Below are 12,269 nucleotides of genomic sequence, written 5' to 3'. Positions count from 1 at the left end.
TTTTCGCGCAATGTTGGACCCGATACCAGTCAATAAAACAGGAAAGTTGCCCCATGAAAGATCAGCCGACACACGCTACGTCCATCCACACCGCGAACATTGGGAAGTTTCAAGATCCTTTTGTGACCGCCAAAGGCGACGAACGTGCGCAGGTTGCCCTCACCAATCCGGAAACGCTTTGGTTTAACACGGGAACGCTGTGCAACATTGCTTGTGTGAACTGCTATATCGACAGTTCGCCCAAAAATGATGCATTAATCTACATTTCAGCCGATGAGGTGAGCGCGTATTTGGCGCAACTGGTCGCGCGCAAATGGGGCGTTCGCGAGATCGGCTTCACCGGCGGCGAGCCCTTTATGAATCCTGAAATGATCGAGATTTTGACCCGCAGCTTGGAAGCGGGGTATGAGGTTTTGGTTCTAACGAATGCGATGCAGCCGATGATGCGGCCCGCGATGCAACAAGGGATTAAATCGCTGGTTTCCAAATACCGAGACAAGCTGACTTTTCGCATTTCCCTCGATCACTACGTCATGAAAAACCACGACGACGTGCGCGGGGCTGGCGCATATTCGCGCACCCTTGAGGGCATGGCATGGCTCAGCGAGCAAAACGCGCAAATCGCCAGTGCGGGGCGCATGATGTGGGACGAAACCGAAGCGCAATCCCGCGCGGGATACGGCGACCTTTTCCTCGTGCATGGTTTTGCCATCGACGCCCAAAACCCCTCGCAATGTGTTTTGTTTCCCGAGATGGATGAAAACGTCGAAGTTCCTGAGATTACAACGGCTTGCTGGGACATCTTAAACGTGTCACCAACCAATGTGATGTGCTCTAGCTCCCGCATGGTTGTGAAACGTAAAGGGGCTGAAAAACCTGCCGTTTTGGCCTGTACACTCCTGCCTTATTCGCCCGAATTTGAACTCGGCGAAACACTAGAACAGGCCGAGAAAAGCGTGCAGCTCAACCATCCGCATTGTGCGAAATTCTGTGTGCTTGGGGGCGCAAGCTGTTCGGGCTAACCTGCGTTTAAGCGTCTAATTCGGTGTCCCAATACAGAAAATCCATCCAGCTATCATGCAGGAAATTTGGTGGGAATTTACGGCCGGTGTTTTGCATTTGAGCCACTTCTGGCTGACAGGGCGTCTTTCTGAGATGCATCGTCGACTGGCGCAAAGATTTACTGCCCTTTTTCAGGTTGCAGGGCGAACAGGCCGCCACAACATTTTGCCAACTGGTGATTCCGCCCGCCGCCCGTGGAATCACATGGTCAAACGTAAGGTCCCCACGTGCGCCACAATATTGGCACTTAAACTCATCCCGCAAAAACAGGTTAAAACGAGTGAAAGCAACGCTCGCTTTCGGGCGGACATATTCCTTTAAAACCACGACCGAGGGCACGCGAATTTCCATCGACGGGCTATGCACAACATGGTCATATTCCGCAACAATATCAACGCGATCAAGGTAGGCAGCCTTGATGGCTTCTTGCCATGGCCACAAGGACAAAGGATAATAGGAAAGAGGCCGATAATCCGCATTCAAAACCAATGCAGGATGCTGTTTTAATTTTCCCGGTTCACGGGTGAATTCAGTTCGAAAATCGCCGTCCATGGGTCAAAATTCCCTACCCTGTCTACTGTACCCAGCACCAGAGCGAGGATCTCGCCCTAGCCTGTGGATAACTATATATAGCTCCAACGCGGTGGCAAGCCTCCTGATGTGGTGAACTGCCTGCGATTGACTTTATATTAACAAGGTAACGTCAATGTGACGCCAAAAAGCGCTAAATATACCCCAATTTTTGCATTAAAAATTGATTGGCCGAAGACAACCCGTCGGGGCCAATTCCGTGTGCTGTGCCTTCCATGACATGCGCATAGACGTCAAATCCTGCCGCAACCAATGCGTCGCCCGCATCCGCCATGCTTTGAATTGGGACCACGTCGTCCTTATCACCGTGGATGAGGATAACTGGCGGTTTGCTTACCGTTTCTTGAGCAAGCTTTTCTGGCGCTAACAGCCGACCAGAGAAGGCTACAACACCGGCGAAGGGCTTAGCACGCCGCGGGGCCACATGGAGGGCCATCATCGTGCCTTGGGAAAAGCCCAACAGCACGCAATTCTCGGGCGCGACGTCATTTTCCGCCAAGATATCATCCAAAAATGCGTTCAGGTCCTCGCTCGCCAATTTGAGGCCAGCCTCAGCCTGTGCTTCACTGCTACCGTCGATCCATGGAATCGGGAACCACTGAAATCCAAACGGCGCCCCCGGAATAGTTTCGGGCGCGTCAGGTGCGAAAAAGGCCGTGTCTTTGAGGTTGGGTCCCAACGGATCAGCCAACCCCATCAAATCCGCGCCATTCGCGCCGTACCCGTGCAGCAAAACCACGATGGATTTTGTGGTGCCAGAAACAGGTGCGCGCGAGGTGTATTTCAGAGTGCGAGTCATCGGATGCCTTCTCGTTGTTTTGCAATATGGTAATAGGCCCAGAGCAGCCGCGCTGCAACCGCCCGATGGGGCGACCATGCTTCGGCCATTTCGCGAAACGCGCGCTCTTTTGGGCGGTCCGCTAGACTAAAAATCAAGCGCGCGCTCTCCTGAAGCGCCAAATCTCCTGGTGCGAAGACATCCGCGTGACCCAATGAAAACATTGCATAAATCTCGGCGGTCCATGCGCCAATTCCAGACACTTCGGTGAGGGTTTTGATGACGTCATCGCTGGATGCCGTGCGCAAAGCAGCGTAATCAATCCGCGCCTCCGCTAGGGCACGGGCATAGCGCACCTTTTGACGACTCAGGCCAAGGTCGCGCAATTCTGCGTCGCTGGCCGCGATGATTTTTCGCGGCCCCATCATTTTTGCGTCTTTCAACCGTTTTGAAATTGCGTTCGCGGAGGCAACGCTCACCTGCTGACTAATGATGGCATCAAACAGCGCGGCAAACCCGTCTTTCCTACGGCGCAAAGGAAGCGGCCCTGTCGCATGATAGGCAGGTGCGAACCGTGGCTCAAGCGCGACAAGCCTCTCTGCATGTCTTTCAACATCTTCCAAATTTTCTATTTTCATACAGACGCTTCTTGGAGGTTCTTAATCCACGAAAGGGCCTCAGAATCGGTTTCCACATGATCGCCCGAGAGCATCGGTGGACGGCGCAACATCAAGACCGGAAGACCAAGAAGGCGTGCCGCATCAAGCTTCGTACGGCTAGGCTCCCCGCCGGCGTTTTTTACGACGAGCACGTCCACATCCAAGTCGCGAAACAACGCCACCTCGTCTTCTACTGAAAACGGTGGTTTTCCAACGAGGTAACGCCCGTTCTTATACGGAAATGGACCGTCAGGCGGGTCAATTTGCCGGCAAATCAATGTCATTTCTGATAGGTTTTCGAACGACGCCAAAGTGCTGCGCCCCGTCGCGAGAAATACAACAGATCCGGCTGGAATATGATCCTTCGCTTCGGTTGGGTTGTCGATAATCGTCCAATCATCTTCTGCTACGGCCTGCCACTCTGGCCGCCTAATATGCAGGTAAGGCATTGAAATTGTTCTGCAAATTTCTTGCGTGCGCTCGGAAATCCGTGCTGCAAACGGATGCGTAGCGTCAATGACTGCGCCAAAACCTTCGCTCAAAATATAATCACGCTGCGCCGCATAGCCGCCAAACCCACCGATACGTGTGCTAACCGGCAAAACCGTTGGTTGCCGCGTTGCCCCGGCCAAAGAAGAAACCACAGTAACACTTTGATCCCGCGACAAAACTTCAGCTAAACGGCGCGCTTCTCCCGACCCTGAGAGAAGAAGGATTTTCAGTGTTTTGGTCATTCTTGCGCCCGCCCAATCACCAGACCAACACGGTCAATAATCACCACATCCACCTGAATTGGCGTGTCTCGGAGTTGTTTTCGGATTTGGAGTAACGCCTCACGCGCCACGTTGTTTGCAAGAGGTTTTCCTATTTTTTCATATGCTTGCAAGGCTGTATTCATGTTACATATGCTAGCATCGTCACATAATTCAGCCAAGCGTGAGAAATCCACCTGACTGCGCCCAGAATGCAAATCAACAGCCCCCTGCGCAAGCTTGACCATTTTTCCGATGCCACCGCCAATTGTGACTCGTTCAACTGGATGTTTTCGCAAGTATTTCAACAATCCACCCGCAAAATCGCCCATATCCAGCATTGCTTCCAAGGGGAGATCATAGAGGCCCTGTACCACTTTTTCGCTCGTGGCCCCCGTACATCCCGCGACATGGGTTAGCCCCGTTGCCCGCGCCACATCGATCCCGCGGTGAATAGAGGCGATCCACGCCGAGCAACTGAACGGGCGCACAACGCCCGTCGTGCCCAAAACCGAAAGGCCACCGACAATCCCAAGGCGCGGATTCCATGTTTTCTTGGCGATTTCCAACCCATTATCTATGGATATTTCGATTTCAACCTGTGGGTCGGCGCCGTATTTTGCCGCCATTTCTGCCACAATATCCTGCATCATTTGGCGCGGCACCGGATTGATCGCAGGCTCTCCTACGCCAATCGGCAAACCCGGCTTGGTGACGGTTCCAACGCCAGCCCCTGCCTTAAAACGGATGCCGTGGCCACCCAAAGTGACGCGCGACCGGATCATCGCGCCATGGGTGACATCGGGATCGTCGCCCGCGTCTTTGATAATCGCGGCCTCGGCCCAGTCTGTGCCAAATGCGGTTTCTGCCAATGTAAAATCCGGTGTCTCGCCGCGCGGAAGCGTGATCGAGACCTCCTCCTCGAACGCCCCGCCCCATAGGTGCACCAACGCCGCCTTGGTCGCGGCGGTCGCACAGGCGCCCGTGGTCCAGCCACGACGCAATTCTTTGGGCTCTAATGTCATCACCGCGACTATAACGACTAAATTCCTGTCGCCAATTGCTCAATTCAGAGCGTTTCCAGACTTTCCGCCGCCCCAACAACGGGGCATAAGGGGATATGACTGATTCAACGCCACGCGCCGCTTCCCATTCTGCTGTTCTCCCGACGGGAGACTGGCCTGAACTTTTACCTGGATGGGTTTGGCTTTGTGGCGCTGGCCCCGGCGATCCTGGGCTAATGACTTTGCATGGCTTGAACGCGCTGCAACAGGCCGACGTGATTGTCTATGACGCGCTTGTGCAGAAGGATATTCTGGCGTGGGCACGCCCCGATGCCGAATTGATTTACGCAGGTAAGCGGGGCGGGAAACCCTCGGCGAAACAACAAGATATCTCCCTGACGCTTGTTGATTTGGCCAAAGCAGGACGGCGGGTTTTGCGGCTTAAGGGCGGCGACCCTTTTGTTTTTGGACGCGGTGGCGAAGAGGCGCAAACGCTGGTGCAACACGATGTTCCCGTGCGCATTATCCCCGGCATTTCGGCGGGAATTGGCGGGCTGGCTTATGCGGGCATTCCCGTGACCCACCGCGATGTAAACCAATCGGTGACCTTTGTGACGGGCCATGACCAGACGGGCGAAACAACCAATCTGAACTGGAAAGCCATATCGCAAGGTTCCCAAGTCCTAGTAATATATATGGGAATGAAACACATCGCGCGGATTGCAGGCGCCCTTCTTGATGCGGGACGCGCGGCCGATGAACCCGTTGCCGTCGTCACCGAAGCCACAACGAAAAACCAGCAGGTCCTTGAAACCACGCTTGAAAACGTGGTCGCCGATATTGAAGCCAGTGATCTTGAGCCGCCTGCGATTATTTGCATTGGGCGTTCGGTGAAGATGCGGCAAGTTTTGGATTGGCAGGGGATGCTTGAGGGCAAACCCGCGCGCAACCTTGATCCGCTCGGGCGCGGTCGCCCCGCCGAAGAACGGTGACATCTGGCGCGATCCTCCTCGCCGCTCCGACCTCAGGTGCGGGAAAAACCACGATCACATTAGGTCTTCTGCGGGCACTCAGAAATGCGGGCATTCCTGTGCGCGGTGCGAAATCCGGCCCAGATTATATTGACCCCCGTTTTCACGAGGCCGCAGCAGGGCAAACCTGTCTGAACCTTGATGCATGGGCCATGTCCCCCGACCGAATCCGCGACTTGGCCACCGGCGACGGGCCGCTCCTGATTGAGGGCGCAATGGGCCTGTTCGACGGTGCGCCGCCCTCTGGCAAAGGGTCTAGTGCCGACGTCGCGCGTATCCTAGGCGTACCCGTTGTCTTGATCGTTGACGCCTCGAAAACCGCTCAATCGGTCGCGCCCTTAGTAGCAGGCTTTGCAGGGTTTGCACCCGATGTGACCATCGCGGGTGTCATCCTCAATCGCGTGGGGTCCGCGCGCCACGAAGCCATGTTGCGTCAAGCACTCACGCCCTTGGGAGTGCCCGTTTTAGGCGCAGTTCATCGTTCGGATGCGCTTTCGCGCCCCTCGCGCCACCTTGGTTTGGTGCAAGCAGGTGAACACCCCGATTTGGAAGCGTTTCTTGAGACGGCAGCCAACGAAATCGGCGAGGCCATAGACCTCAACGCCCTGCTCGCCCTCTCGCACCCGCCTCACTCCTCAAATACCACCCCCTGCTTGCGCCCACCCGCGCAACGCATCGCCGTGGCGCAGGATGCCGCCTTCGCCTTCGCCTACCCGCATATGTTGGCGGACTGGCGGGCTTCCGGCGCAGAGATCGCGTTTTTCTCACCCTTGAATAACGAAGCAGCCCCCGCCTCTGACTTCCTCTTTCTACCTGGCGGCTATCCGGAGCTTTTTGCCGAAACCCTTGCGAATGCTGATATTTTCAAGGCCTCCATCAGAACTGCCGCACAAAAAGGCACCCAAATCTACGGCGAATGCGGTGGTTATATGGCTTTGGGGGAAGGCTTGATTGATGCACAAGGTGCGCGTCATGAAATGCTCGGCCTTTTGCCCGTTGAGACAAGCTTTGAAACCTGTAAACTGCATCTGGGTTACCGTGACCTGTATGCCGACGCGGGGCCATTTACCGGCCATTTCAAAGCACATGAATTTCACTATGCAACGACGTTGCGCGCACAAGGAACACCCCTGTTTGAAGCAACGGATGCCGAAGGAAACGCCCTGCCTCCGATGGGCCTTCTTAGGGCAAATATCTGCGGATCTTTTGCCCATATAATTGATAAAAACTGAATTGCACTTTTTGGGGTTTCACCAGCGGAGTTTCGCCGCTACGAATTGCGCATGACCGAAATTCAATCGCTGTCTCGCGCCCGTAAAAATGTTCTCGTCCTTGTTGCCGCCCAAGCTATTTTGGGCGCCCAGATGTCGATGATCTTCACTTACGCAGGCCTTGCAGGGCAAAACATGGCGACAAACATTTGTTTTGCCACCTTGCCGATTTCGATGATTGTAATGGGCTCCATGCTGGCCGCATCGCCGCTCTCGGCTGTTATGCAGAAATTTGGCCGCCAGATCGGATTTTTCGTTGGTGCGTTTAGCGGCATGATTGGCGCGGCCATCAGCGCCTATGGCCTTTATTCCGATACTTTCGCCCTCCTCCTTCTGGGCAGCTTAATCACCGGCATCTATATGTCTTCGCAGGGGTTTTTCCGGTTTGCCGCCATCGATACTGCCCCCGAGGACTTCCGCGCCAAGGCGATTTCGTGGGTTATGGCGGGCGGACTTCTTTCGGCATTCATCGGACCGCAATTGGGTAAACTCACCGTCGACAGCACCGCGATCCCCTTCATGGGCGTCTACTTAACGGTCATCGTGCTCAACTTGGTCGGCTCGCTTTTGTTCTTCGCGCTCGACATCCCAACGCCGCCCAAACCAAGCGTGCACGATGTCAAAGGCCGCACGCGCTGGGAAATGATCAAATCACCGCGCATCCTTGTTGCCGTGATCTGCGCAATGGTTTCCTATGCCTTGATGAACTTAGTAATGACCTCCACCCCCCTCGCGGTGGTTGGATGCGGGTTTGGCAATGACGACGCGGCAAATGTCGTGACGGGCCACGTGTTGGCCATGTTCGCCCCCAGCTTCTTCACGGGACATCTTATTGTGCGGTTCGGTGTTGAAAAAATCGTCGCAACGGGCCTCGCGATCCTCGCACTCGCGGGCGTTGTCGCCCTTGCGGGTGTCGAGTTGACGAACTTCTATGTCGCGCTCGTGTTGCTTGGCATGGGCTGGAACTTTGGCTTTATCGGCGCGACAACCATGCTCGCCACGGCCCACACCCCCGAAGAACGCGGGCGGATGCAGGGCTTGAATGATATGATCGTTTTCGGCTTTGTCACTGTGGCGTCGCTGGCATCTGGCGGATTGATGAATTGCTCCGGCGGCACCCCAGTTGAAGGTTGGACCAGCGTCAATCTCGCGATGATCCCTTTCCTTGTGCTCGCGGGCGGTGCCTTGATTTGGCTGGTGATGCAGCCCAAACAAACGGCCTAATACCGCCCCAGTACCGACTTGCGCAATAGCCGCGCTTTGCGGGAAAATTCTGGCAAATACAGCGAACCGTCGCCCACCCGTTCGGGGTTTTTGATCGCCAACTTCAACAAGGGTTCCGCCTGCCATCCCCACCGCAAAGCGGGGGCAAAATTGCGCGATGGTTTGGCTGATTGCAAACGCTCCAACCCCTGTTGCGCAAGGGATTTTATGCCTTCATCACGTCCGTCGAGCAACGGGATTTTTCCCCGTTCCACAAGATCAGCAACCGCAGCAAGCCACGCTGCAACTCCGACACCGTATGCATAGGCCCGCACCGATTTCTCATCGTCAGGTTGCGCCCCCAACGTCTGGCAAGCCATCCACATCAAATGCCCCGCCGTGTGATCAATATATTCGTCAAAATCATCCTGATCGGCAAAGGGCTCAGTGTAAGCATCCCAAAGCCGCGCTGCTGCCATTTGGTCTAGATTCTGGGCCGAAAGCCCAAATTCCTGCACGCATTGCACCAAAGATGCCGAAATCTCATGCGTACGCACCACACCTTTCGCCGCGATTTCATCAATCAAATCGCGCCACCACTGAAGCCGCATTTCTGCAATCATCGGCTCTTTGCTCGCCCACGGCGCACGCGCCAATTCGAGGTTATAGGCCGCCAGAGTAAACAGACCGCCACGCACCTCAGGCGCCGCCGCCATCGTCGCTAAAAACCGATCTGGATCGCCCTTTTCCACAAGCGCCGCACACACTGCATAATCCATCATGGCTGCTTCACGTCGCGCACGAGCTTCCACTGAATCGCGTCCAAAAGAGCCTCAAAACTTGCGTCCACAATATTGGACGAAGCGCCAACGGTGGACCAACGCCGCCCTTGCGTATCTTCGCTATCAATCACAACGCGGGTCACAGCCTCGGTGCCACCATTGGTGATGCGCACCTTATAATCAACCAGATGCATGTCATCTATTAGGTCCTGATAAGGGCCTAAATCCTTGAGCAAAGCCTGCATCAACGCATTCACAGGGCCGCGATCCGTGCCGCCCTCGTCCATCGAGTCGCTCACCGACATTTTCTTCTCGCCGTTGATTTTCACAACCACCACGGCTTCCGAAAGGCTTACCATTTTGTTGCGCTTATTTTTGCGCCGCTCGACCGTCACCTTATAGCGTTTTACCTCGAAAAACTCTGGCAAAAGGCCCAACTCACGCCGCGCCAAAAGCTCAAAACTCGCCTGTGCGACGTCAAAGGAATAGCCTTCGTCCTCGCGCTCTTTGATCACCTCAAGAATGCGTGCCAGCGCCGGGTTTTTGACATCCACCTCAAGGCCGGCACTCGCCAAACGACTGCGTAAATTGCTTTGCCCCGCCTGATTGGACATCGGTATTATCCGTGTGTTTCCAACAAGTTCCGGATCGATGTGCTCGTAAGTCGTCGGGTCTTTCAGGATCGCTGAAGCATGCAATCCCGCCTTATGCGCAAAAGCGCTGGCCCCAACATAGGGCGCTTGCCGCATAGGAACACGGTTGAGGATATCATCCAACATTCGGCTAAGTTTCGTCAGCCCCAGCAAGGCCTTACGTTCAATTCCGGTTTCAAATCGGTCCGCATAATCCTGCTTCAAAATCAGGGTCGGAATCAGCGTTGTAAGGTTGGCATTGCCACAGCGTTCGCCCAACCCGTTGAGCGTCCCTTGGATTTGGCACGCCCCCGCTTCAATCGCCGCAAGACTCCCCGCGACGGCATTCTCGGTATCGTTATGGGTGTGGATACCGACGTTCGCGCCCGCAATTCCGGTGGCGATCACAGCCGAGACAATGCACCCAATCTCGCTTGGCAAAGTGCCGCCATTGGTGTCGCATAGAACCACCCACCGCGCGCCTGCGTCCAATGCCGCCCGCAAACATGCGAGGGCATATTCGCGGTTGGCTTTATAGCCGTCAAAGAAATGTTCCGCGTCAAACAAGGCCTCGCGCCCCTGCGCCACGATATAAGCAATCGAGGCGGAAATATTGTCGATATTTTCCTCAAGCGGGATATCAAGCGCGCGGGTAACGTGGAAATCATGGCTTTTGCCAACAAGGCAAACCGCAGGCGTGCGCGCATTCATCACCGCCGCAAGTACGTCGTCGTTTTCGGCGCTGCGGCCACTGCGTTTGGTCATGCCAAACGCGGTCATCATCGCGCGCGTTTGGGGGGCATCGTCGAAAAAGGCGCTGTCCGTCGGGTTTGCCCCGGGCCAGCCGCCCTCAATGTAATCAAGGCCGAGACCATCAAGCGCCTTGGCAATCCGGATCTTCTCGTCGGTCGAAAACTGAACACCCTGTGTCTGCTGCCCATCTCGCAGCGTCGTGTCATAGAGGTAAAGGCGGGTTTTACTCATTTTAGGTCCTCAAGCTTAGCCGCATCAAATTGCGGCCCTGCCGACAGTTCAACGCCTTCGCGCGACATACGCACTTCAACACCCGCCGCAAGAAGCGCCATCTTCAAGCGGTCCACCTCGGAAAAATCTTTGGTCTCCATGGCGTTAAGACGCACATCCGCAAGTCGTTTTGCAAAGGCGTCCAAATCAACTGCCGCCGTCTCCTCGGTCCAATCCCCCAAATCTACCCCAAGCAGACCCAAGAACGCCGCACTCGCAGCAAGCTCCGCAACCGCACCTTCACTGGCAAGGCGGTGCAAAACCGTGATCGCGCCCGCCGTATTCAGATCGTCGGCAACGGCCTCCATAACTGCGGCGGCGGCGTTAGGGGCGGGTTCGATGCCCGCCGTCAACGCATACCACTTGCGCAACGTTTTTTCGGCCTCGCCCCGCTTCTTCTCGGTCCAATCCATCGGTTTCCGATAATGCGTCGAGAGCATCACAAAGCGGATCACATCCCCTGGAACCCCTTGGTCCAGCAAATCGCGCACCGTGAAGAAATTACCCAAGCTTTTGGACATTTTCTTGCCCTCAACCTGCAACATTTCATTGTGCATCCAGACCTTGGCGAACTCCGCTTCGGGGTGTGCACAACAGCTTTGCGCCACTTCGTTTTCGTGATGCGGGAACATCAAATCATTGCCGCCGCCGTGGATGTCAAACGCATCCCCAAGCAACTCATAGGCCATCGCCGAACACTCAATATGCCACCCCGGGCGGCCATAGCCCCAAGGGCTTTCCCACCCTGGCGTCGCAGAATCCGACGGCTTCCAAAGCACAAAATCCATCGGATTGCGCTTAAAGGGTGCCACCTCGACCCGCGCGCCCGCGATCATATCATCCAGCGAACGCCCCGAAAGAGCCCCGTATTTGTCATAGCTTTCCACCGCAAAAAGCACATGCCCCTCGGCGGCATAGGCGTGGCCCTTTTCGATCAACTCCGAAATCATCTCAATCATCTGCGGAATATATTGCGTGGCCCGTGGCATTTCATCGGGATCTTGCGCCCCCACGGCCCGCATATCTTCCAAAAACCAGCCAATGGTTTCATCGCAAATCTCGCCGATTGAGCGCCCAGTTTCTGCTGCCCGCGCATTAATCTTGTCATCTACATCGGTGAAATTGCGCACATAGGTGACGTGCTCCGCCCCATACACATGCCGCAGCAAACGTTGCAAAACATCAAACACAATCACTGGCCGCGCGTTGCCAAGGTGGGCGCGATCATAGACCGTCGGCCCACAGACATACATGCGCACATTCTGGGCATCAATCGGTTCAAAAACCTCTTTTTGACGGGTTCTTGTATTGTGTAGCTTTATCTCAACCATAGTGTCCTCACGCGGGTGCTTGCCGCGGGCATATCAACTTTGGTTTCAATTGGAAATGAGAAGACGGCCCGCTTTGATGTTAAGCAGGAATACAAATGCAAATAATGGCGCAAAATTGTCTCATAACGAGGGTGTAGCAAACTGTGCGCC

12 protein-coding genes are annotated in these 12,269 nt (G+C 55.3%); 4 read left to right on the top strand and 8 right to left on the bottom strand.

Annotated elements, in window-relative coordinates; all coding sequences use genetic code 11:
- Nucleotides 1–53: 53 nt before the first annotated feature.
- Nucleotides 54–1,022, top strand: coding sequence for a radical SAM protein (locus tag AB9F29_RS14445; protein WP_369756191.1), 969 nt, complete (start codon nt 54–56; stop codon nt 1,020–1,022).
- A 7-nt stretch (nt 1,023–1,029) separates the two neighbouring features.
- Here the strand turns inward: AB9F29_RS14445 and AB9F29_RS14440 are convergent, their stop codons facing one another.
- The 5 genes from AB9F29_RS14440 to AB9F29_RS14420 all read right to left on the bottom strand — a co-directional run bounded on the left by AB9F29_RS14440 (nt 1,030) and on the right by AB9F29_RS14420 (nt 4,867).
- Complete coding sequence (locus AB9F29_RS14440) at nt 1,030–1,614, bottom strand: HNH endonuclease (RefSeq protein WP_039002233.1); 585 nt, start codon at nt 1,612–1,614, stop codon at nt 1,030–1,032.
- Nucleotides 1,615–1,786: 172 nt separating this feature from the next.
- On the bottom strand, nt 1,787–2,452 hold the full coding sequence (locus AB9F29_RS14435; protein ID WP_369756190.1) for an alpha/beta hydrolase: 666 nt from the start codon (nt 2,450–2,452) through the stop codon (nt 1,787–1,789).
- Nucleotides 2,449–3,069, bottom strand: coding sequence for a DNA-3-methyladenine glycosylase (locus tag AB9F29_RS14430; protein ID WP_369756189.1), 621 nt, complete (start codon nt 3,067–3,069; stop codon nt 2,449–2,451). Before AB9F29_RS14430 ends, AB9F29_RS14435 begins: the two co-directional genes overlap by 4 nt.
- On the bottom strand, nt 3,066–3,824 hold the full coding sequence (locus AB9F29_RS14425) for a cobalt-precorrin-6A reductase (protein WP_369756188.1): 759 nt from the start codon (nt 3,822–3,824) through the stop codon (nt 3,066–3,068). Before AB9F29_RS14425 ends, AB9F29_RS14430 begins: the two co-directional genes overlap by 4 nt.
- Nucleotides 3,821–4,867 carry a cobalt-precorrin-5B (C(1))-methyltransferase gene (locus AB9F29_RS14420; protein ID WP_369756187.1) on the bottom strand — a complete coding sequence of 349 codons (1,047 nt, stop codon included), beginning with the start codon at nt 4,865–4,867 and terminating at the stop codon, nt 3,821–3,823. Before AB9F29_RS14420 ends, AB9F29_RS14425 begins: the two co-directional genes overlap by 4 nt.
- Before the next feature lie 95 nt (nt 4,868–4,962).
- Here AB9F29_RS14420 and cobA point away from each other — a divergent pair, with 95 nt between their 5' ends.
- The 3 genes from cobA to AB9F29_RS14405 are packed head-to-tail and all read left to right on the top strand — an operon-like array spanning nt 4,963 to nt 8,372.
- The gene (gene cobA, locus AB9F29_RS14415) at nt 4,963–5,838 is read left to right on the top strand and encodes a uroporphyrinogen-III C-methyltransferase (protein ID WP_039002229.1); all 876 of its coding nucleotides are present in this window, start codon (nt 4,963–4,965) and stop codon (nt 5,836–5,838) included.
- On the top strand, nt 5,835–7,109 hold the full coding sequence (locus AB9F29_RS14410) for a cobyrinate a,c-diamide synthase (protein WP_369756186.1): 1,275 nt from the start codon (nt 5,835–5,837) through the stop codon (nt 7,107–7,109). Before cobA ends, AB9F29_RS14410 begins: the two co-directional genes overlap by 4 nt.
- A 51-nt stretch (nt 7,110–7,160) precedes the next feature.
- Nucleotides 7,161–8,372: an MFS transporter gene (locus tag AB9F29_RS14405; RefSeq protein WP_039002228.1), complete on the top strand. Its 1,212-nt coding sequence runs from the start codon at nt 7,161–7,163 to the stop codon at nt 8,370–8,372.
- On the opposite strand, the gene AB9F29_RS14400 is transcribed toward AB9F29_RS14405, so the two are convergent.
- From AB9F29_RS14400 to cysS, 3 genes are read right to left on the bottom strand one after another with little or no spacing between them, the layout of a single operon-like run.
- Nucleotides 8,369–9,133 carry a phytoene/squalene synthase family protein gene (locus AB9F29_RS14400; protein WP_369756185.1) on the bottom strand — a complete coding sequence of 255 codons (765 nt, stop codon included), beginning with the start codon at nt 9,131–9,133 and terminating at the stop codon, nt 8,369–8,371. The two genes, AB9F29_RS14405 and AB9F29_RS14400, sit on opposite strands and share 4 nt — an antisense overlap.
- Nucleotides 9,130–10,749: a citramalate synthase gene (cimA, locus tag AB9F29_RS14395; RefSeq protein WP_369756184.1), complete on the bottom strand. Its 1,620-nt coding sequence runs from the start codon at nt 10,747–10,749 to the stop codon at nt 9,130–9,132. Before cimA ends, AB9F29_RS14400 begins: the two co-directional genes overlap by 4 nt.
- The gene (gene cysS / locus AB9F29_RS14390) at nt 10,746–12,119 is read right to left on the bottom strand and encodes a cysteine--tRNA ligase (protein WP_369756183.1); all 1,374 of its coding nucleotides are present in this window, start codon (nt 12,117–12,119) and stop codon (nt 10,746–10,748) included. The genes cimA and cysS overlap by 4 nt, the downstream gene beginning before the upstream one ends.
- Nucleotides 12,120–12,269 lie beyond the last annotated feature (150 nt).

Source organism: Falsihalocynthiibacter sp. S25ZX9, from assembly GCF_041205405.1.
GTDB classification, from domain to species: domain Bacteria; phylum Pseudomonadota; class Alphaproteobacteria; order Rhodobacterales; family Rhodobacteraceae; genus Falsihalocynthiibacter; species Falsihalocynthiibacter arcticus.
The sequence above is the reverse complement of the archived record's forward strand: the minus strand, read 5'-3'. Positions and strand labels throughout refer to the sequence as shown.

Excerpts from the sequence above, each read along its gene's own strand:
- AB9F29_RS14445 (WP_369756191.1), top strand. The coding sequence starts at position 54 with ATGAAAGATCAGCCGACACACGCTACGTCCATCCACACCGCGAACATT.
- AB9F29_RS14440 (WP_039002233.1), bottom strand. The coding sequence starts at position 1,614 with ATGGACGGCGATTTTCGAACTGAATTCACCCGTGAACCGGGAAAATTA.
- AB9F29_RS14435 (WP_369756190.1), bottom strand. The coding sequence starts at position 2,452 with ATGACTCGCACTCTGAAATACACCTCGCGCGCACCTGTTTCTGGCACC.
- AB9F29_RS14430 (WP_369756189.1), bottom strand. The coding sequence starts at position 3,069 with ATGAAAATAGAAAATTTGGAAGATGTTGAAAGACATGCAGAGAGGCTT.
- AB9F29_RS14425 (WP_369756188.1), bottom strand. The coding sequence starts at position 3,824 with ATGACCAAAACACTGAAAATCCTTCTTCTCTCAGGGTCGGGAGAAGCG.
- AB9F29_RS14420 (WP_369756187.1), bottom strand. The coding sequence starts at position 4,867 with ATGACATTAGAGCCCAAAGAATTGCGTCGTGGCTGGACCACGGGCGCC.
- cobA (WP_039002229.1), top strand. The coding sequence starts at position 4,963 with ATGACTGATTCAACGCCACGCGCCGCTTCCCATTCTGCTGTTCTCCCG.
- AB9F29_RS14405 (WP_039002228.1), top strand. The coding sequence starts at position 7,161 with ATGACCGAAATTCAATCGCTGTCTCGCGCCCGTAAAAATGTTCTCGTC.
- AB9F29_RS14400 (WP_369756185.1), bottom strand. The coding sequence starts at position 9,133 with ATGATGGATTATGCAGTGTGTGCGGCGCTTGTGGAAAAGGGCGATCCA.
- cimA (WP_369756184.1), bottom strand. The coding sequence starts at position 10,749 with ATGAGTAAAACCCGCCTTTACCTCTATGACACGACGCTGCGAGATGGG.
- cysS (WP_369756183.1), bottom strand. The coding sequence starts at position 12,119 with ATGGTTGAGATAAAGCTACACAATACAAGAACCCGTCAAAAAGAGGTT.